Origin of the sequence: Mesorhizobium sp. M0088, from assembly GCF_040322895.1 — a bacterium.
Taxonomy (GTDB): domain Bacteria; phylum Pseudomonadota; class Alphaproteobacteria; order Rhizobiales; family Rhizobiaceae; genus Mesorhizobium.
Window position 1 is genome coordinate 37930 of record NZ_JAMYUI010000010.1, and the last position, 17859, is coordinate 55788.

The window sequence follows — 17859 nt, forward strand, 5'->3', positions numbered from 1 at the left end:
TCATTGGAGGAATGTACATGAAAACCATGCTGAAAAGTCTGCTCGCCGCCGCGATGGTCGTCGGGTTCACGGCCGCCGCGTCAGCCGCGGGCCTGATCTCGATCATCGTCAACGATCCGGCCAACCCCTACTGGCTGACTGAGGGCAACGTCGCCAAGGCCGAGGCCGAGAAGCTTGGCTATACAGCCAATGTCGGCGCCCACAAGGGCGATACCAATACCGAAAGCAATTTGATCGACACCGCCATCACCAACAAGTCGGTGGCGATCATCCTCGATCCGGCCAACGCTGACGGCTCTGTCGGTGCGGTGAAGAAGGCGATTGCAGCCAACATCCCGGTGTTCCTCGTCAATGCCGAGATCAATCAGGAAGGCCTCGCCAAGGGTCAGCTCGTTTCCAACAACGCGCAAGGCGCTGCTCTCGGTGCCCAGCAGTGGGTGCAGGCCGTCGGCGAAAAGGGCAAATATGTCGAACTGCTCGGCGCCCCGTCTGACAACAACGCCGCTACGCGCTCGAACGGTTACGCGACTGTGCTGAGCCAGTACCCGGATCTCGAAAAGGCTGCTTCGCAGGTCGCCAACTGGGATCGTACCCAGGGCCACGACAAGATGCAGAGCATGCTGCAGGCCAATCCCGACATCATCGCCGTGATCAGCGGCAATGACGAGATGGCGCTTGGCGCGGTTGCGGCGCTGAAGGAAGCCGGCAAGCTCGCCGGCATCAAGGTCGGCGGCTTCGACGGCTCCCCGGATGCGGTTGCGGCGATCAAGTCCGGCGAACTGCAGTACACCGTGCTTCAGCCGGTCGCCATCTTCTCGGCCAAGGCCGTGCAGCAGGCGGACTCGTTCATCAAGACCGGAGCCACCGGCGCGGCGACCGAGAAGCAGCTGTTCGATTGCCTTCTCATCACCAAGGACAATGTCGACAAGTACACCGCTCCCTTCGTCCTGTCGGAATGAAACCTGCACAGGGGGTGTCCTTGCGGACACTCCCTGCCTCTTCTACGAAATGACTACCCTCGTGAACTGCCTTCGCAACCAACCGGAATTTGCGGCATGAAAGACCTGCTGATCGGCATCGACGCGGGAACGTCGGTGATCAAATCGATCGCTTTCGACCTGTCCGGGCGGCAGCTCGCCATGACGTCGGTGCCCAACAGCTTCGTCACGCTGGAAGGCGGCGGCGCCGAGCAGGACCTCGACCAGACCTGGCGCGACATGGCGCGGACCGTTCGCGATCTCGCGGCCAAGGTTCCCGACCTCGCGCAACGAACCGCAGCGGTGGCCATCACCGGGCAGGGCGACGGAACCTGGCTGATCGATGGCGAGGGCTTGCCTGTCTCGCGCGCCTGGCTGTGGCTCGATGCCCGCGCCGGACATCTGGTCGACGAGATGCGCGCCGATCCCCGGGATCGCAGGCGGTTCGAGCTGACCGGCACGGGCCTGAATTCCTGCCAGCAAGGCGCCCAGCTTGCCTTCATGAAAAAGAACCATCCCAGCATGCTGGAGCGGGCGGCGACCGCCCTGCATTGCAAGGATTGGCTCTACTTCAAGATGACAGGCGAACGCGCCACGGATCCCTCCGAGGGAACCTTCACCTTCGGCGATTTTCGGTCGCGCAACTATTCCGACGAAGCCCTCGACATCCTGGATCTGACGACGCATCGCCGCCTGTTGCCTCCCATGCTCGAAGGCACCACCGACCATCATCCGTTGTCGCGATCGTCGGCGGCAGAGACTGGCCTGCTCGAAGGCACCCCGGTGGTGCTGGGTTACGTCGATATGGTCATGACGGCGCTCGGAGCCGGCCTCTATGATCCCTCGGGCAATGTCGGCTGCACGGTCATCGGCTCGACCGGCATACACACGCGCTTCGCCGCCCAGCCCGACGATGTCGTGCTGAACGACGGTGGCTCCGGCTACACGATTGCCATGCCTATTCCGGGCGCCTTTGCACAATTGCAATCCAACATGGCGGCGACGCTCAACATAGACTGGCTGCTTGGCCTTGCGCGAGACGTGCTCGCCACGGCTGGCGGCAAGCCTTCTCATGACGAGTTGCTGAAGGCCCTCGACGCTTGGGTGGAAGCATCGGAGCCGGGATCGCTGATCTACCAGCCTTATATATCGCTGGCCGGTGAAAGAGGACCGTTCGTCGATCCTGACGCACGCGCTGGCTTCATCGGCCTTTCGGTCAAGCACGGGTTTGGCGATCTGGCACGCGGCGTCCTCGAGGGACTGGCCTTCGCCGCACGCGATTGCTACCAGGCGATGGGCGCCGTGCCGGGCGAAATCCGCCTGTCGGGCGGCGCCGCGCGCAGCCCGTCCCTACGCCGCATCATCGCAGCGGCGACAAGGGCACAGGTGCGCACCAGCAGTCGCCAGGAAGCCGGCGCGGCAGGCGCCGCGATGATGGCTGCGGTCGGCCTCGGCGTCTATGGCTCGATGGAAGACTGTGCCGCCGAGTGGGTAACGCCGCTTCTCGGCGACTGCGATGCCTATGACGAGGCGCTTTCGCAAACCTACGATGCCCTCTTCCCTTCCTTCGTTGCAGCGCGTCAGGCGCTTCGGCCGGTGTGGAAGGGCATGGCGCACCGCACAGGAGCAGGATCTTGAGCAATACAACAGATGTCGTCGATCTCTTCGTGATCGGCGGCGGCGTCAATGGAGCCGGCATAGCGCGTGATGCGGCAGGTCGCGGGCTGTCCGTCATCCTGTGCGAAAAGGACGATCTCGCGCAAGGCACGAGCTCGCGCTCCGGCAAGCTGGTGCATGGCGGCCTGCGCTACCTCGAATATTATGAATTCCGGCTGGTTCGCGAAGCACTGATCGAACGCGAGGTGCTGCTCGAGGCGGCGCCGCACATCATCTGGCCGATGCGCTTCGTTCTTCCGCACAGCCCGCAAGACAGGCCGGCATGGCTGGTCCGGCTCGGGCTGTTTCTCTACGACCACCTTGGCGGCCGTAAACGCCTGCCGGGGACAAGAACACTGAACCTCAAGACTGCGCCGGAAGGCGCGCCAATCAAGGACGAGTTCAAGCGCGGTTTCGAATATTCCGACTGCTGGGTCGACGATGCGCGCCTGGTGCTGCTCAACGCCCTGGATGCCCGGCAGCGCGGTGCCAGAGTGCTCACGCGCACCGCCTGTGTCGCGGCCCGCCGCGAAAACGGACTGTGGTCGATCGACATGCAGGATGGTCGCACGGGTGCGGTGACGAAGGTCCGGGCGCGGGCGCTGGTCAACGCGGCAGGCCCCTGGGTCAACGACATTGTCAGCCGCGTCGCCGGCCAGAATTCCACCCGCAATGTTCGTCTGGTGAAGGGCAGCCATATCGTCGTGCCCAAATTCTGGGAGGGGCGGCAAGCCTATCTCATTCAGAACAACGACAAGCGGGTGATCTTCGTCAATCCGTATGAGAACGATCTGGCGCTGATTGGCACCACCGACATTCCCTACGAAGGCAGGCCCGAGGAAGTGGTCGCCGAGGCCAGCGAAGTCGACTATCTGATCAAGGTGGTCAATCGCTATTTCAAGCGGCAGCTGACGCCACAGGACGTGGTCTACAGTTTCTCGGGCGTGCGTCCGCTCTATGACGACAATGCCGACAATCCAAGCGCGGTGACGCGCGACTATATTTTCGAACTCGACGCCTCCAATGGCAACGCACCGCTGCTTTCGGTGTTCGGCGGCAAGATCACCACCTTCCGCAAGCTGTCGGAACACGCGCTGGAAAAGATCCAGCCGTTTTTTCCGACGATGAAGAAAGCCTGGACAGCCAAAATTCCCTTGCCGGGAGGCGACCTGCCCAATGCGGACTTCGAGCAGTTCCTGAGCGATCTGCATTCCGAGTTTTCATGGCTCAGCCCGTCGCTGGTGAAGCATTACGCGCGAAGCTATGGCACCCGCGCCAGGCAATTGCTCGCTGGCGCACAGCGCGAGGCGGATCTCGGCCGCCGCTTCGGTCCCGACCTGTATGAGCGGGAGGCAAGGTTCCTGGCCGAGACCGAATGGGCCGGCACATCAGCCGATATTCTGGAACGCCGCACCAAACATGGCCTGCATCTCGATGCGGCCGAGCGGAAAGCATTCGAAGACTGGTTCGATAACATCATGGCGACGGCAGACTGATGGCCTTCACGCTTTCCCTCAACACCAATCCACTGGTCAACCGTTTCGCCGATCCGGACGATCTGATCGACGCGATCGCCTATGGCATCGGCATCCGCGACGTGCAGCTGACGCATGAATTCGTCAATCCGGGCTGGCCAGCGGCGACGATTGCCAAATTCCTGCGCCTGTTCAACAGCGCCTTGGCGCGGACCGGTGTCAGGATCACCTCCGGCATGACCGGACCCTACGGCCGGCTCAACCATTTCGGCCATCCGGATGCGGATGTCCGGCGCTACTATGTCGACTGGTTCAAGACCTTCGCCGACATTTCCGCGGAACTCGGTGCGTCGGGCATGGGCACGCAGTTCGCCATCTTCACCCACAAGGACTTTGACGATCCGCAACGGCGGGCGGCACTGCTCGATATCGCGCTCGAATGCTGGCGCGAGGTGGCCGAGCACGCCAAGGCGGCGGGTCTGTCCTATCTGTTCTGGGAGCCGATGTCGGTGGGCCGCGAGTTCGGCCACACGATCGAAAGCTGCGCCACGCTGCAAGGCGCCATCGATGCGGCGAAGCTGCCCATACCGATGAAGATGATGGTGGATATCGACCATGGCGACGTGACCTCGGCCGATCCTGCCGATACCGATCCCTATGCTTGGGCGAAAGCGTTTCCATTGCAATCGCCGATCATCCACATCAAGCAGTCGTCGATGAATAAGGGCGGGCACTGGCCGTTCACGGCCGCCTACAACAAGGATGGCCGCATAGTGCCGCAGAAGCTGCTGGACGCGGTTCGGCAGGGCGGTGGAACCGACAATGAAATTTGCCTTGAACTTTCCTTCAGGGAGAGGGAACCAGTCGACCATCAGGTTATCGAGATGATCCGCGAGTCGGTGGATTTCTGGGCCCCTCATATCGACAGCGGTCGCGACAGCCTCAAGCCCCGGACCTGAGCGAATACGTCGCCCGAAAGCCGGCTTCGGCCGCAAAAGTATCGAAGGAGAAGAAGAATGGCCCCATATTGGGTCGGCACGAGCTGGAAGATGAACAAGACGCTGTCGGAGGCGTTGCAGTTCGCCGATGCGCTGGCGGCCTTTGTGCCCGATTTCGATCTGGCAATACAGCCCTTCGTCATTCCGCCGTTCACCGCAGCGCGCCAGGTCAAGGCGGCGCTGGCCGACACCCGCGTCAAAGTCGGCGCCCAAAACATGCATTGGGCCGACGCGGGCGCCTGGACGGGAGAGATTTCGCCGGTGATGTTGAAAGACTGCGGGCTGGATGTGATCGAACTCGGCCATAGCGAGCGCCGCGAGCATTTCGGCGAGACGGATGCGACTGTGGGACTGAAAACGGCAGCCGCTGTCAGGCACGGTTTCGTGCCGCTGATCTGCGTCGGCGAGACGCTGGCTGAGCGTGAATCAGGCCGCGCCGAGGCGGTGTTGACGGCTCAGGTTCTGGGCGCGCTGCAAGAGCTGAGCGGCGATCAAGTGAAGGGGGAAATCCTCTTTGCCTACGAGCCCGTCTGGGCAATCGGCGAGAAGGGCATTCCCGCAAGCGCCGACTATGCCGACAAACAGCAACAGCTGATCAAGAAGGTTGCCGCCGACCGGCTGCCGATTGCTCCACCTGTGCTTTATGGTGGCAGCGTCAATCCAGGCAACGCGGCTGAACTCATCGGCCAGCCGCATATCGATGGCCTGTTCATCGGCCGCTCGGCGTGGCAAGCGGAAGGCTATATCGACATTCTGAAAAAGGCGTCGGCCGCCATCGCGCGCTGACTGCCAAAAGACCTAGCAAAGGAGTTCATCATCATGAAGATCGCACTCGGAGCCGACAGTGCCGGAAAGCCGCTGCTCGACGTCATCGCCAAGCATCTCGCCACCAAACCCGAACTGCAGGTCGTCGACCTCAGCCAGGCCGGATTCTACGCCGACATCGCCGCCTCGGTAGGCCACGAAATCCTGGACGGCAATTACGACCGGGCCATCCTGTTTTGCGGCACCGGCATTGGCGTCAGCATCTCCGCCAACAAGGTGCCGGGCATTCGCGCCGCATTGACCCACGACACCTATTCCGCTGAGCGCGCCGCCAAGTCCAACAACGCCCAGATCATCACTATGGGCGCCCGCGTCATCGGTCCCGAACTGGCGAAATCGATCGCCGACGCATGGTTAGCCTCGGAGTTCGATCCGAATGGCCCCTCCGCCACAAACGTGCAGGCCATCGACAAGCTCGACGCCAAGCGCTGAAAGACGCGGGGAACCCGTTACTGAGTTAACTGGTCAAGGCGACCCGCATCGCCTCGATCACGGTCACGGCGGAGGCGGCGCCCGGGTCCATGTGGCCAAGCGAGCGTTCACCGAGGCGCGATGCCCGGCCCTTCGTGGCGACCATCGACTTGGTCGCCTCCGCGCCTGCGTTTGCCGCTTGTGCAGCAGCTTCGAGACTGCCCGCCAGATCCTTGCCGGAGGTCAGCGCTTCGCCCGCTGCCTGCGCAGCTGGCGCCCATGCATCGATCATCGTCTTTTCGCCAGGCTCGGCCTTGCCGCGATCCTGAATGCCCTTGGCCATGGCCTGGAACAGGGCGACCACGTCCGAATCGTCGAGCGTCGTCTTGCCCTTGACGGCTGCCGCGCCGCGCATGAACGCGGTCGCATAGAGCGGGCCGGAGGAGGCGCCAACCGCATTCAGGAACGATTTTGCGGCGGTGTTCAGCAAGCTGGTCGGGTCGGTGGCCCCGGTGTCCAGTGCGGCGACTGCATCGCGTGCAGCGGAAAATCCAAGCTCCATCGCGATGCCGTGGTCGGCGTCGCCGATAACCCCGTCAAGCGCGCATAGTCGGTCCCTGTCGGCGGACATGGCGGTTGCGATCGCCGCGAACATCGCGACAAGGTGGGCGGTGTCGATTGTCGTCATATCTTAGTCCTTGCCACAGAAGTGGGTTTAGCCGGCGCGAAACATGGCGCAGTCGCAGGGGTGGTCCAGCATCGTCTGCAACTCGCCGTCCAGCCGATGCAGAGTGATCGAGGCTCCTGCCATTTCGAGCGAGGTGCAGTAATTGCCGACCCAGCTTGCGTGGATGGACACACCGATCTCATCGAGCCTCTGCTTCACGCGCCGGTTCATGATGTAGAGTTCCATCAGCGGCGTTGAGCCCAGCGAATTGACGAGCACCGCGACCTTGTCGCCGCGCGTAGGCGCCATCTCGTCGAGGATCCTGTCCAGCATCTCGTCGGTGATCTCGTCGGCTGTTTTCAACTTTTCGCGCGCGATGCCCGGCTCGCCATGGATGCCCATGCCGATCTCCATCTCGTCCGGCCCGATCTCGAAATTCGGCCGGCGGGTCTGCGGCAGCGAACAGGGCGACAGCGCCACGCCCATGGTGAAGGTGTGGTCGTTGGCCTTGCCGGCGATGCGCTCGCATTCGTCGAAGGACAGCATCCGGTCGCAGGCGGCACCGGCCGCCTTGAAGATGAAGAAATTGCCGGCGACGCCGCGCCTCTTGTGCCGCTGGTCGCGCGGTGCCGAGGCGACGTCGTCGGTGCTCAGCACCGTGCGCACCTCGATGTCGTCCATGGCGGCCATCTCGGCCGCCATGTCGAAATTCATCACGTCGCCGGCATAGTTGCCGTACATGAACAGCACGCCGGCGCCGCCGCTGACTGCCTTTGCGCATTCGAGGATCGGGTCCGGCGGTGGCGAGGCGAAGACATTGCCGATGGCCGCCGCATCGGCCAATCCCTTGCCGACGAAGCCAAGAAAGCTCGGCTCGTGGCCCGAGCCGCCGCCAATGACGAGGCCCACCTTGCCCTGGCGCGGTCCGTCGCAGGCGATGATGGAGCGTGGACTGCCGTCCACGCTTTTGAGATGGCGGGGATGCGCTGCCAGGATGCCTTCCAGCATCTCGTCGACGGCGCGGTTGCCGGCATTGATGATCTTCTTGGTCTGCACCCGGCATCCTCCCGATTTCGGCATTTTCGCAGATAATACCGGGTGTTACCGGGATTTCCACCCGGCAAGGAGCATTTCGTGCGCAGAGGTGTTCCCACAGGCTATCACCTGGACGTAGGCGTTAGTTGTTTCAACCGCCGAGGCCGTCGCGGATGGCTGAGAAATAGCGATCAGTTCCGACCTGGCCGCCCTTGAGCGCGACCTCCAGTCCGTCGATCGCCTTGACGCGCGAGTGAGCAACGCAGAGCGGCGAGCCCGGCGAAGCGGGCAGCGGCATGCGGATTGTCAGGGCATCGACACCCATTTCGCCCAGCGCGTGGCTCGACGTATCGCCGCCGGCAATGACCACGCGCCGCAGGCTCTGTTCGATCGTCAGGCCGCGAAGGATTTCTCCGAGTCCGCGGCCAAGCCTGTGGCGGGCGCCTTCCTGCCGGTCGATTTCGGCGCCCCTGTCGGCATCGGGGCCAAGCGCGGTGTAGAGGATGACGCTGCGCCCGGCTTGCAGACTGGCACGGCCGCTTGCCGTTGCGCGCGCGATCGCCTGCTGCGAAGCCTCCGAAACCAGTTCGACTGGATCGACCTCGATGCCGTCGAAACCGTCGGTCAGGGCATGCCGGATCTGCCGTTCGGTGGTCGGCGAGCAACTTCCCGACACGACGGCTATCCGCTCGGCTGCGCCCGGTGGCGTGAAGCCATGTCCGGCGCTGACGATGCCATTCGACGCCCATTCGGCCAGCAACGCATACTCGACCCCGGATGAGCCGACGACAAAAGAACCGCCGGGCTTGCGAACGCGCCACAGCTCCTTGCCGGCCAGAGCCTGCGTTTCCAGATTGTCGACATCGACAAGCACGATGGGGGTGCCGTTTCCGGTCAGCCGATCGAATGCCGCCGACCGCGACGCGGACTGCAGCGTCGCAAGGTCGACCAGCCCCGAGCTCAGCGCCGTCTGCCGCGACAGATGGATCAGCAAATCCGACTCATCCATCGGCGTCGTCGGGTGGCGGCTCATCACCGGGTGGCGGTCGATGCGGAAATATTGGTCGCGATAGGCGGCGAACAGGTGCCCGAAGGCGGTGTAGCGCTTGAGCTGCGGCGCGCCGACCAGCAGCGGCACGCTGGCTTGCGCGAACACCGAGCGGCCGATCTCGGTGGCCCGGCCGATGCTGCCGATCGTCGGGCTGGAATCGAAGGTCGAGCAGACCTTGTAGTGACAAATCTCGGCATTCAGTGTCTTCAGCCAGGCAAAGGCATCGCGCAGATATGTGTCCATCCATCGCGGTGTCTCGCTGCGGCTGGTGCCGGCGAGGCCGATCGCCCGGCAATGGGCAAATCGTGAAAGCAAGGCATCGTCCGGCTGGCGCATGAACAGCACGGTCGGCACACCACCGAGCTCGAGCGCCTCCATCACATCGGTCGAGCCGGTCAGGTCGTCGCCGTAATAGCTGAGAAGCAGGTCCTGCATCGTCTCAGGCTGCCTTGCCGTCGCCGAATTTTTCGATCGACCGCGCCAGTTCGGGATGGTTCAGGGCGAAGTCCGCCAGCGGAATGCCGTCGACCGCCGCTTGCCAGGCTTGCTGCACGGCACGCACGCCGGCGCCCGGCCCGTCCGGATGGCTGACGATGCCGCCGCCGCAGAGATAGAGAAGATCGACCGTCCGGCCGGTCCGCGCATATGTCTCAGAAGCCTGGCCGCCCCACTGGCCAGAGCCCGCCACCGGCAAGGCGCAGTCCTCGGGTGAAAAGATCGGTGTCGTCACCGCCTTGAACGATTCGACGAAAGAGTCATCCGGTTCCCAGTATTTCGAGGCGATGCCGTTGATCTGGAATTGGTCGACGCCGAGCAGTCGCCAGAATTGCTGCCAGACCTTGAAGTCCATGCCTAGCCCGGGGTGCCGGGTGAGGATGTCCCAGCCGTTGCGGTGAGCATGCAGCACCAGACTGGAGCGCTTCCTCAGGAACGCCATGCCACCGAAGCCGATCGAATTGATGTTGATAACAGCGCAATTGCCGCCAGCCTTCGCCACCATATCGTGGTTGCGCATCATCTCATCGGGGTCGGCATGCGAGATGCCGAAGGCATACATCACCTTCTTGCCGGTCTTCTGCTCGTGGTCGAGGATCAGCGGCACGATCGCCTTCACTCGTTCCGACAGGGGCGAATAGGCCGGGCTCATCAGCTTCTCGTCGTCCTTGATGAAGTCGACACCGGCGGCGATCAGTTCCGCCACCATTGCGGCCGTCTCATGTGGCCGCAAGCCCAGCGCCGGCTTGACGATGGTGCCGATGATCGGACGATCCGTCACATTGGTCAGCCGACGGCTGCCGGCGACACCGAACTGGGGGCCGGGATGCGCGCCGCGATACTCCTCCGGCAATTTCATGTCGACGATGCGAATCCCGGTGAGGCCCTTGATCGAATAGGTGCCGCCGATGGCAATGGTCATCAGTGCCGAAAGGTCGGTGCCGATGGCATCGAATGGAAAGGCGATATCGACATCGGCGCGCCTGAACGGCCCGTTGCCGCTGTCGGGAAGCGACGGCCGCTCGGCATCGGCCAGAGGCCGTATCGCCAGCACGCGCGCCGCCACCCGGGCTTTCAGTTCCTCGGTCTCGCCGGGCAGCGCGACGAAGGTGCCGGTCGACTGATCGCTGGCGATCTTGGCCGCCAGGACTTCGATGCTTCCAGGCGTTTCGATGCGGTAGGTGAGCGTGATCATGGTCCGCTGTCTCAAGCCGAGGCGTTCGAAAAAGGTTCACCGGTGTTTCAAATCTGGTATAATGAGTACATAAGTATTGCAAGTCATATCCGGCAGCGGGATCGACAGACGGCAATTCTGGGAATTGTGGCGGCAGTGTTAGATAAGGCCGGGTCAAGGGAGTGATTCGCGACGATGAACCGTTCGGAACCGATTGTCCGGCGCAAGCTTTCCGATGAGGTCTTCTTGCGGCTGAAACGCCTGATCACCAGCGGCGAGCTGATGCCGGGCGACGACATGCCGTCGGAGCGCGAACTGATGGAGCGCTTCGAGGTCGGCAGGCCGGCGATTCGCGAGGCGATGCAGGCGCTGAGCAATATGGGCCTGGTGGCGATCTCGCATGGCGAACGCGCCAAGGTGCTGCAACTCACCGCCAAGTCGATCATCAAGCAGGTCGACGGCGCCGCCAAGATCATCCTGTCGTCGTCGAAGGACACGCTTGAGCACCTGAAGACCGCGCGCATCTTCTTCGAGCGCGGCATGGTCAGGGAAGCCGCCGAAAAGGCCACCGCCGAGGATGTGCAGCGGCTCAGGGCCACCGTTGCCGAACAGCGCGGCTTTCGCGGCGATTCCGAAGCCTTCATCTCCGCCGACATGAAATTCCATACGCAGATCGCCGCGATCTCCGGTAACCCGATCTATGTTGCCGTCAGCGAGGCGATGCTGGGCTGGCTGAAGGAATACCACACCGAAATGCTGATCTGGACCGGCAAGGAAAAGTTCACGCTGACCGAGCACGAAGAGATCATCGGCCGCATCGAGAAGAAGGATGCCGATGGCGCCGAGAAGGCGATGATCAAGCATCTCGAACGCTCGCGCGCGCTCTATGTGATGAATTCCGAAAAGTAACTTCAGCCGAGCCGGGTGATCGCGTAAGGCGTCATCACGACCTGGCCTCGGCCAAAAGCTGAAATGTCGACCTGCACGTCTTCCGCCGTCAGGTTCGCCAGCCACGCGATTGTCTTGCCCGAGGCGGAGCGCCCGGCCAGCGCCAGCACCTTGGTTTCATCGCTCGTCCTTGCCGACACATGCGCAAGGCCGGCCAGCTCGCAAAGCCCCTTGATGGCCCCGAAGATCGGCCGGCGCGATCCTTCCGCGACGGGTTCTCCGGATGACGCCAGCACGCCGAACGGTCCGGTGAAGCTGGAGAGCGTGAGCTGTTCCAGTCCAGCGGGCGCGACGCGCGCGGCATATCCGATCGTCCATGCAGCAGCGAACTGACCGGTGTGGCGAGGATCGCTGGCGGCCATGGCAACGCGCTGTCCCTCGGGATTGGGCTTGGTCGCGCTGCCATAGGGGTTCTGGCGCATGGCAATCGTCGACGGGCCGATCCGATAGGGCTTTGCCCCGAAGATCATCGCCCGCGCCGATTGGGTGATGAAAGGCAGCGCCTCCAGCGATTGCATGATGCTGAGATCGTCGGCGGCATGCACGATCGGGCAAGTACAATGGGTGATGAAATCGAGCTGGTCCGCCGGCACGCGCTTGCGGTTGAGTTCGGTGAAGTAGCTGAACATGCCGCCGCCGAGGCGGATATCCGGAAAGGCGCGCCGCGCGGCCGCGTAAACGTCTTCGAGCGGCGGACAGTCCGGCCACGTGCTGCCCGGCGGTGTCGACTGCCGGTCGACCGAAGGCGACACGGCAATGGCCGAGAGTTTCAGCCCGGCCTGGCGCACCAGGTCGGCGACACCTGACATCTCGGCGTCGAGATCGCCAGCGCAGGCAACGACGCATTCGAGGGTCGTTGCGGCAGCGTGGGCAGTTGCCAGTCGGGCGAAAGCGCGCAAGGCGTCGGGCCCATGGCCGCGTGTCGGATCAAAGTGAAACAACAGCTGTTGTGGGCCGAGCGCCGCCAGCGTGGAGAGGTTCGCCAGCGCCGTCTCGACATCCTCGGGATAGATGACCACGCCGATATCGGGCAGCCTTGGCCCGACCTCGCCAAGTCCAACGCGGACCGGTTCGCTGGTCACGGTGGCAGCCGGTGCGTTGCCTTCACCTGCGATGCGCAGGCTGATCGTCTGGCGCAGGGTTTGGCCGGCAGGCAGCACATACGGCCATGGCAGCGCCAGCGGCCGCACATAGGTCTTGTAGGAGGCGTCAGACCAGTTGCGCTGGTCCTCCATTTCGAAAGTATCGCCTTCCATCCGGCATTCGGCGGTGATGCCAGGCCGAACCTCATGGGTGATGGCGCGGATATCCTTGAAAGGCTGCCAGGGGTCTATCAGTTCGGGAAGCTTTGTCGCCTCCACGCTGCCGTCCGTATGCTCGACCTTGACCGGGCTGCCGGCGAGGTCGGCGATCGGGTGAAGGATGCAGAAGCCGCAGCGGTTGGTTTCGAAATCGCTTTCGGGAAGGGCGCTGACCTCGAAGACCAGACGGCCATCGGCGGAGCCTTTGATGGTGGCGCGGAAGCCGAGCCGGATTCCATCGGGGGCCAGGCAGCTTGCCGAATAGCTGACCGAAAAAGCGTCGGCAGCCTGGTCGATGATCAGGTCCGTCAAATTTGGCTCATAGGTGCCCCAGTCGCGGTCACGCACGATATAGGCGACGGCGCGCAGCACTTCGGTGCCGCCATGGCTGATGGTGCGTAGATTGCCGTTGACGAAGTCGGCGCTAAGCGCGCCCGCGCGCAGCCTGACCGGCTCGGCTTCGACCGTACGTGTGCCGTAGAGCAGGAAGGCGTCGTCGGTCATTTCAGCAAGGCGTCGAGTTGCACCGTTTGCCGGCTCGCGGCACCGGCGTAAGCCGCCTCGACCAGCGCGAACGTCTCGAGATTGTCCGCTCCCGAGGTCGCCGGTTCGATCCCCTTTGCCAGGCAGTCTACCCAGTGCTGCTGGATAGCGACAACGCTTTCCTGGATGTTGTGCCAGGGACGCGACGCCCATGGCAGCAGCGGCGGCGAGACGTCGGTGACGACCGTGCCGTTCCTGCCGGTGACGGTGAGCCGGTATTCCTGCGCCAGCCGGATCGTTCCGTCGCTGCCGTCGATCTCGATCAGCGTCTCGGGAAACGGCTCGGTCGCAAGCTTCGTCGCGTAGCTGCAGTCGACCACGGAGGTCGCGCCGCTCTTGTGGTCCATCAGCATGGTCGCCACATCCTCGCCCGCGATACTAGGATTGATGCGGGCGGTTCGCGTCGTGATGGTCGAGACGTCGCCGAGCAGGAAACGGGCGATGTCGAGGACATGGATGCCGAGGTCCTCGATGATGAAACGCTTTCCCGTCGCCAGATAGGGTTGGCCGGAAAACACGTCATAGGCGGAGCGGAAGGAGATGCGCCCGAAGAAAGACGTGCCGATCTCGCCGCTGTCGAGCACGGCGCGCACCGCCTGGATCGGCGACTGCCAGCGAAAATTCTCATGCACCATCAGCGGCACGCCTGCTTGCGCGCATGCCCGGACCATGGCCTTGGCGTCGGCCAGCGTCGGCGCGAACGGCTTTTGGCAGATCACCGGAACGCGATGAGCGGCCGCCATTTCGACCAGCGGACGATGGCTGGGCGCGGTGGTGGCGATATCGACGAAGTCGAGGCTTTCGCCGGCAAAAAGTTCCGCCGCATCGGTATAGCGCTTCGCAATGCCGAATTGGTCGCCGACGATCCGCAATCGTTCCGGGTCACGGTCGCAGATGGCGACGATCGAGGCGCTCGTTATGTCGCGCCAGGCATGCATCTGGTTGACGGCAAAGAAGCCGCAGCCGATCAGCGCTCCCCGCAGTTCCGCCATGCTCAGCCTGCCTTCGCCATCTGCATCAGCGTCACCCGGCTTTGCAGCCGGCGCTGCGCCTGGTCGACGACGACGGCAACGATGATGACGAGACCCTTGATGACCATTTGCCAGAACGAACTCACACCCATCATCACCAACCCGTCCGAAAGAATGCCGATGACGAAGGCGCCGACGATGGTGCCGCCGATCGTGCCGCGCCCACCCGACATCGAGGTACCGCCAAGCACCGCCGCCGCAATGGCGTTGAGCTCGAAACTTTCGCCTGTCGCCGGATGCGAAGCCATCAACTCGGACGAGATGATCAGGCCGACGATCGCCGCGCAGAAACCGGAGAACATATAGACGAACATCTTCACCATGTTGACACGGACGCCCGAAATCCGCGACGCCCGCTCATTGCCGCCGACCGCGAAGATGTGGCGGCCGAGTGGCGTGTATTTGGCGAGATAGGCGGCTCCCAGCGCAACCACGATCAGGATCCAGATCGCCACCGGCAGGCCAAGCAGCCGGCCGGCTCCGAGGAAACCGAAGCCGGTGGTTCCCAGTTCCGGCTTGCCGACGAGGTTGGGGAAGGTGCGGCCGTCCGACGACAGCAGCGCCAGCCCGCGCGCGACATAGAGGACGCCGAGCGTGGCGATGAACGGTGCAACGTTCAGCCTGGTGATCAGCAATCCGTTGACGGCGCCGATCAATATGCCGACGGCCAGTGTGATCAGCGCGATCTCGAAGACGTTGAAATAGATGGTGTAGCCGATCTGCAGGTCGATGCCGTTGAGCACGAGATAGCCGGCCACCATGCCGCACAGGCCGACGATCGAGCCGACCGAAAGGTCGATGCCGCCAGTGATGATGACGAAGGTCATGCCCATCGCCAGGAACGCGTTCAGCGCCACGTGCTTCGACATCAGGATCAGATTGGCGGTCGACAGGAAATTCGGCGCCGCGATCGAGAAGAAGATCAGCACGGCGATCAGCGCGATGAACGTCCGAAGCTTCATCACGGTCAGCAGCACCGAGCCGCTGGAAGCGGAGGGAGCGGCCGCTTTGGCTGGGATGTCAGTCATGGGCGGTGCTCTCCGTGCGTGGGGCCGGTCCGTGGCCAAGCGCGGATGCAGCCACGAGTGCCGCCTCCGTCGCTTCGGCGCGATCGAACATGCCGGTCAGTTTTCCGTTGCTCATCACCGCGATGCGGTCGGACAGCGCCATCACCTCGTCGAGGTCGGAGGTGGCGAACAAAATCCCCAAACCGTCGCGGGACAGTTTGCGCATGGTGCGGAAGACGTCGGCCTTGGCGCCGACATCGATGCCTCGGCTGGGCTCGTCCATCAGCAGCACCTTGGGTTCGGTGAGCAGCGCCTTGCCGATCACCACTTTCTGCTGGTTGCCGCCCGACAGCGACGACACCTCCTGCGCAGGGTCGGCGACCTTGATCGCCAGCTCCCGCACCATCTGCGTCACCGCCTGCCTTTCGTCGGCGCCACGGATATGGAACAGGCGGGCAAATCGCAACAGGCTGGCCAGCGTCAAATTGCTGGCGACCGAGACGATCGAGACCAGCCCTTCGCGCTGACGGTCTTCGGGGATCAATGCCAGGCCACGCCGGATGCGCCGCGTCGTATCGCGCTCCTTGACCTTTATACCGCCAATGAAGATCTCGCCCGTCGAATGGCCGTGACGGCCCATGATGCAGTCGAACAGCTCGCTGCGCCCGGCGCCCATCAGGCCGTAAATGCCGAGGATCTCGCCGGCACGCAGCGACAACGAGACATGGTCGACGGCAAGTCCGCCGGTGGCGCGGGGCAGGCAGATCTCCTCGGCACGAAAAATCTCTTCTCCCGGAAGATGGCCGTCGGCCTTGGCGAAGTCCTTGGCGTCGGAGCCGATCATCTGGCGAACGATCCATTGCGTGTCGACGTTCTTCATCTCTTCCTGGCCGGTGATGCGGCCGTCACGCAGCACGGTGATGTAGTCGCCGATGCGGATCAGCTCTTCGAGCCGGTGCGAGATATAAACGATCGCCACGCCGCGTGCCTTGAGGTCGGCGATCACCTTGAACAGGATCTCGACTTCCGCAGCGCTCAGCGCCGAGGTCGGCTCGTCCATGATCAGGATGCGCGCGTCGAGCGAGACCGCCTTGGCGATCTCGACCAGCTGCTGCTGACCGATGCGCAGATCCTCAACCAGCATGTCTGGCCGTATGCCGGCTTGCAGGCGTTCCAGAAATTCCGCAGCGCGGTTTTCCTGTTGCTCGCGGTCGATCTTGCCGAAGCGGTTGGTGATCTCCCGGGTGGCGAAAATATTCTCGGCGACGCTCATATTGCCGAACAGGTTCAGCTCCTGGAACACCATGCCGATGCCGCGGTTCACCGCGTCCGCGGACGAGGAGAAGGAAACCTCTTCACCTTCCAGCAGGATGCGGCCGGCGGTCGGCCGTTCGACACCGGCGATGATCTTCATCAGCGTCGACTTGCCGGCGCCGTTTTCACCGACCAGCACGTTGACCGCGCCCTTGCGCACCTCGAAATTGGCGCGCTTGACCGCAACGGTGCCGGAATAGACCTTGGAGACGTCCTCGAGCTTCAGGATGATTTCGCGCTCAGTTGTCGCGCTCATGGCTTCGGCCCGATCTCTGCCTCCGCCGCCGTCACCAGCGGCAGGTCCTGGCCGCTCCCCAGCGTATAGGCGCCGAGCACCTTGGCGCTGCGGCCTTGCAGCGCATCGCGTGGCAGCTTGGAGAGCACCGTCTTGTCGGCATAAGCGTTGAACGCCTTGCCGAACTGGGCGAAGTCGATCTGGTTGGTGAAGTCGTTGAACTGGATGAAGTCCAGGCTGTCGCGCAGCGCGGTACCGCGCACCGCCGGTCCGATCTGCACTCGTGCATCGGCCTTGCCGTCGCCGTCGACATCGACGTCGACGGTTGCTGCCCGCGACTGCGTGTTGGCCGCGACGATCTTGCCTTCCAGGCGAACCGCGAAAGTCCAAGGCGAATTCGCCTGCTTGTTCGGATTGCCGTATTTGGCGCCGGCAGCCGATGGATCGGTTGTCGCCAGGGTGTGAACCTGCGCAAACGGTCCGGCTTTCTGCTGGAGATAGGACACGACCTTTGCCGCCCATATCTCTTCGATCATCTTGTCTGGATTGAAGGCGGGAGCGTTGTCTCCGGCTTCCGATTTCGTGGGCAGGATCTTGCAGGCGGTCAGGCTGATGCCGACCATCACGGTAAGGGTCGGCCAGTTCGGCTTGGTGTTCAGCATGGCGGCCTGTCGTTCAGCATCGTGGGCGGCCCACGGAAAAATGGCGGCGAGGGG

At 63.3% G+C, this 17859-nt stretch carries 16 protein-coding genes; 7 read left to right on the forward strand and 9 right to left on the reverse strand.

The annotated features are described in order from the left end of the window. Nucleotides 1-17: 17 nt before the first annotated feature. The 6 genes from NKJ67_RS13810 to derI all read left to right on the forward strand — a co-directional run bounded on the left by NKJ67_RS13810 (nt 18) and on the right by derI (nt 6363). Nucleotides 18-959: a D-ribose ABC transporter substrate-binding protein gene (locus NKJ67_RS13810; RefSeq protein ID WP_013533072.1), complete on the forward strand. Its 942-nt coding sequence runs from the start codon at nt 18-20 to the stop codon at nt 957-959. 96 nt (nt 960-1055) lie between these two features. Then, nucleotides 1056-2615: an FGGY-family carbohydrate kinase gene (locus NKJ67_RS13815; RefSeq protein WP_352581668.1), complete on the forward strand. Its 1560-nt coding sequence runs from the start codon at nt 1056-1058 to the stop codon at nt 2613-2615. Continuing rightward, nucleotides 2612-4129: a glycerol-3-phosphate dehydrogenase gene (locus NKJ67_RS13820; protein WP_352581669.1), complete on the forward strand. Its 1518-nt coding sequence runs from the start codon at nt 2612-2614 to the stop codon at nt 4127-4129. The genes NKJ67_RS13815 and NKJ67_RS13820 overlap by 4 nt, the downstream gene beginning before the upstream one ends. After that, entirely contained in the window at nt 4129-5067 is a 939-nt protein-coding gene (locus NKJ67_RS13825) for a sugar phosphate isomerase/epimerase family protein (protein ID WP_127318206.1), read from the forward strand. The genes NKJ67_RS13820 and NKJ67_RS13825 overlap by 1 nt, the downstream gene beginning before the upstream one ends. A gap of 57 nt (nt 5068-5124) precedes the next feature. Further along, a complete protein-coding gene (locus tag NKJ67_RS13830) occupies nt 5125-5892 on the forward strand; it encodes a triose-phosphate isomerase (protein ID WP_352581670.1) in 768 nt (255 codons plus the stop codon). A gap of 33 nt (nt 5893-5925) precedes the next feature. Next, nucleotides 5926-6363, forward strand: coding sequence for a D-erythrulose-4-phosphate isomerase (gene derI / locus NKJ67_RS13835; RefSeq protein WP_013533067.1), 438 nt, complete (start codon nt 5926-5928; stop codon nt 6361-6363). Nucleotides 6364-6388: 25 nt separating this feature from the next. Here derI and dhaL read toward each other — a convergent pair whose 3' ends face one another. The 4 genes from dhaL to oiaX form a co-directional block, all read right to left on the reverse strand. Beyond that, nucleotides 6389-7030, reverse strand: coding sequence for a dihydroxyacetone kinase subunit DhaL (gene dhaL, locus NKJ67_RS13840; RefSeq protein WP_127318202.1), 642 nt, complete (start codon nt 7028-7030; stop codon nt 6389-6391). 27 nt (nt 7031-7057) lie between these two features. Next, nucleotides 7058-8065 (reverse strand): dihydroxyacetone kinase subunit DhaK, encoded by a 1008-nt coding sequence (locus NKJ67_RS13845; RefSeq protein ID WP_127395895.1) that lies wholly within the window; start codon nt 8063-8065, stop codon nt 7058-7060. 130 nt (nt 8066-8195) lie between these two features. Next, nucleotides 8196-9530: a four-carbon acid sugar kinase family protein gene (locus NKJ67_RS13850; protein WP_352581671.1), complete on the reverse strand. Its 1335-nt coding sequence runs from the start codon at nt 9528-9530 to the stop codon at nt 8196-8198. 4 nt (nt 9531-9534) lie between these two features. Then, entirely contained in the window at nt 9535-10785 is a 1251-nt protein-coding gene (gene oiaX, locus NKJ67_RS13855) for a 3-oxo-isoapionate-4-phosphate decarboxylase OiaX (RefSeq protein ID WP_256747193.1), read from the reverse strand. Nucleotides 10786-10959: 174 nt separating this feature from the next. On the opposite strand from oiaX, the gene NKJ67_RS13860 reads away from it, so the two are divergent. Then, nucleotides 10960-11673 carry a transcriptional regulator NanR gene (locus tag NKJ67_RS13860; RefSeq protein WP_023808899.1) on the forward strand — a complete coding sequence of 238 codons (714 nt, stop codon included), beginning with the start codon at nt 10960-10962 and terminating at the stop codon, nt 11671-11673. A gap of 2 nt (nt 11674-11675) precedes the next feature. Here the strand turns inward: NKJ67_RS13860 and apnL are convergent, their stop codons facing one another. Genes apnL through NKJ67_RS13885 form a run of 5 tightly spaced genes read right to left on the reverse strand, consistent with a single transcriptional unit; the run spans nt 11676 to nt 17805 of the window. Beyond that, complete coding sequence (gene apnL, locus NKJ67_RS13865) at nt 11676-13517, reverse strand: D-apionate lactonase (RefSeq protein WP_352581672.1); 1842 nt, start codon at nt 13515-13517, stop codon at nt 11676-11678. Beyond that, nucleotides 13514-14548 (reverse strand): Gfo/Idh/MocA family protein, encoded by a 1035-nt coding sequence (locus NKJ67_RS13870; RefSeq protein ID WP_352581673.1) that lies wholly within the window; start codon nt 14546-14548, stop codon nt 13514-13516. Before NKJ67_RS13870 ends, apnL begins: the two co-directional genes overlap by 4 nt. A 2-nt stretch (nt 14549-14550) precedes the next feature. After that, nucleotides 14551-15615: an ABC transporter permease gene (locus NKJ67_RS13875; protein ID WP_352581674.1), complete on the reverse strand. Its 1065-nt coding sequence runs from the start codon at nt 15613-15615 to the stop codon at nt 14551-14553. Then, the gene (locus NKJ67_RS13880; RefSeq protein WP_352581675.1) at nt 15608-17164 is read right to left on the reverse strand and encodes a sugar ABC transporter ATP-binding protein; all 1557 of its coding nucleotides are present in this window, start codon (nt 17162-17164) and stop codon (nt 15608-15610) included. The genes NKJ67_RS13875 and NKJ67_RS13880 overlap by 8 nt, the downstream gene beginning before the upstream one ends. Further along, nucleotides 17161-17805 carry a DUF2291 family protein gene (locus NKJ67_RS13885; RefSeq protein ID WP_352581676.1) on the reverse strand — a complete coding sequence of 215 codons (645 nt, stop codon included), beginning with the start codon at nt 17803-17805 and terminating at the stop codon, nt 17161-17163. Before NKJ67_RS13885 ends, NKJ67_RS13880 begins: the two co-directional genes overlap by 4 nt. Nucleotides 17806-17859 lie beyond the last annotated feature (54 nt).

Bases quoted from the DNA above. Each gene is read 5' to 3' on its own strand.
- NKJ67_RS13810 (WP_013533072.1), top strand. From the start codon at position 18: ATGAAAACCATGCTGAAAAGTCTGCTCGCCGCCGCGATGGTCGTCGGG.
- NKJ67_RS13815 (WP_352581668.1), top strand. From the start codon at position 1,056: ATGAAAGACCTGCTGATCGGCATCGACGCGGGAACGTCGGTGATCAAA.
- NKJ67_RS13825 (WP_127318206.1), top strand. From the start codon at position 4,129: ATGGCCTTCACGCTTTCCCTCAACACCAATCCACTGGTCAACCGTTTC.
- NKJ67_RS13830 (WP_352581670.1), top strand. From the start codon at position 5,125: ATGGCCCCATATTGGGTCGGCACGAGCTGGAAGATGAACAAGACGCTG.
- derI (WP_013533067.1), top strand. From the start codon at position 5,926: ATGAAGATCGCACTCGGAGCCGACAGTGCCGGAAAGCCGCTGCTCGAC.
- dhaL (WP_127318202.1), bottom strand. From the start codon at position 7,030: ATGACGACAATCGACACCGCCCACCTTGTCGCGATGTTCGCGGCGATC.
- NKJ67_RS13850 (WP_352581671.1), bottom strand. From the start codon at position 9,530: ATGCAGGACCTGCTTCTCAGCTATTACGGCGACGACCTGACCGGCTCG.
- oiaX (WP_256747193.1), bottom strand. From the start codon at position 10,785: ATGATCACGCTCACCTACCGCATCGAAACGCCTGGAAGCATCGAAGTC.
- NKJ67_RS13860 (WP_023808899.1), top strand. From the start codon at position 10,960: ATGAACCGTTCGGAACCGATTGTCCGGCGCAAGCTTTCCGATGAGGTC.
- apnL (WP_352581672.1), bottom strand. From the start codon at position 13,517: ATGACCGACGACGCCTTCCTGCTCTACGGCACACGTACGGTCGAAGCC.
- NKJ67_RS13870 (WP_352581673.1), bottom strand. From the start codon at position 14,548: ATGGCGGAACTGCGGGGAGCGCTGATCGGCTGCGGCTTCTTTGCCGTC.
- NKJ67_RS13875 (WP_352581674.1), bottom strand. From the start codon at position 15,615: ATGACTGACATCCCAGCCAAAGCGGCCGCTCCCTCCGCTTCCAGCGGC.
- NKJ67_RS13880 (WP_352581675.1), bottom strand. From the start codon at position 17,164: ATGAGCGCGACAACTGAGCGCGAAATCATCCTGAAGCTCGAGGACGTC.
- NKJ67_RS13885 (WP_352581676.1), bottom strand. From the start codon at position 17,805: ATGCTGAACACCAAGCCGAACTGGCCGACCCTTACCGTGATGGTCGGC.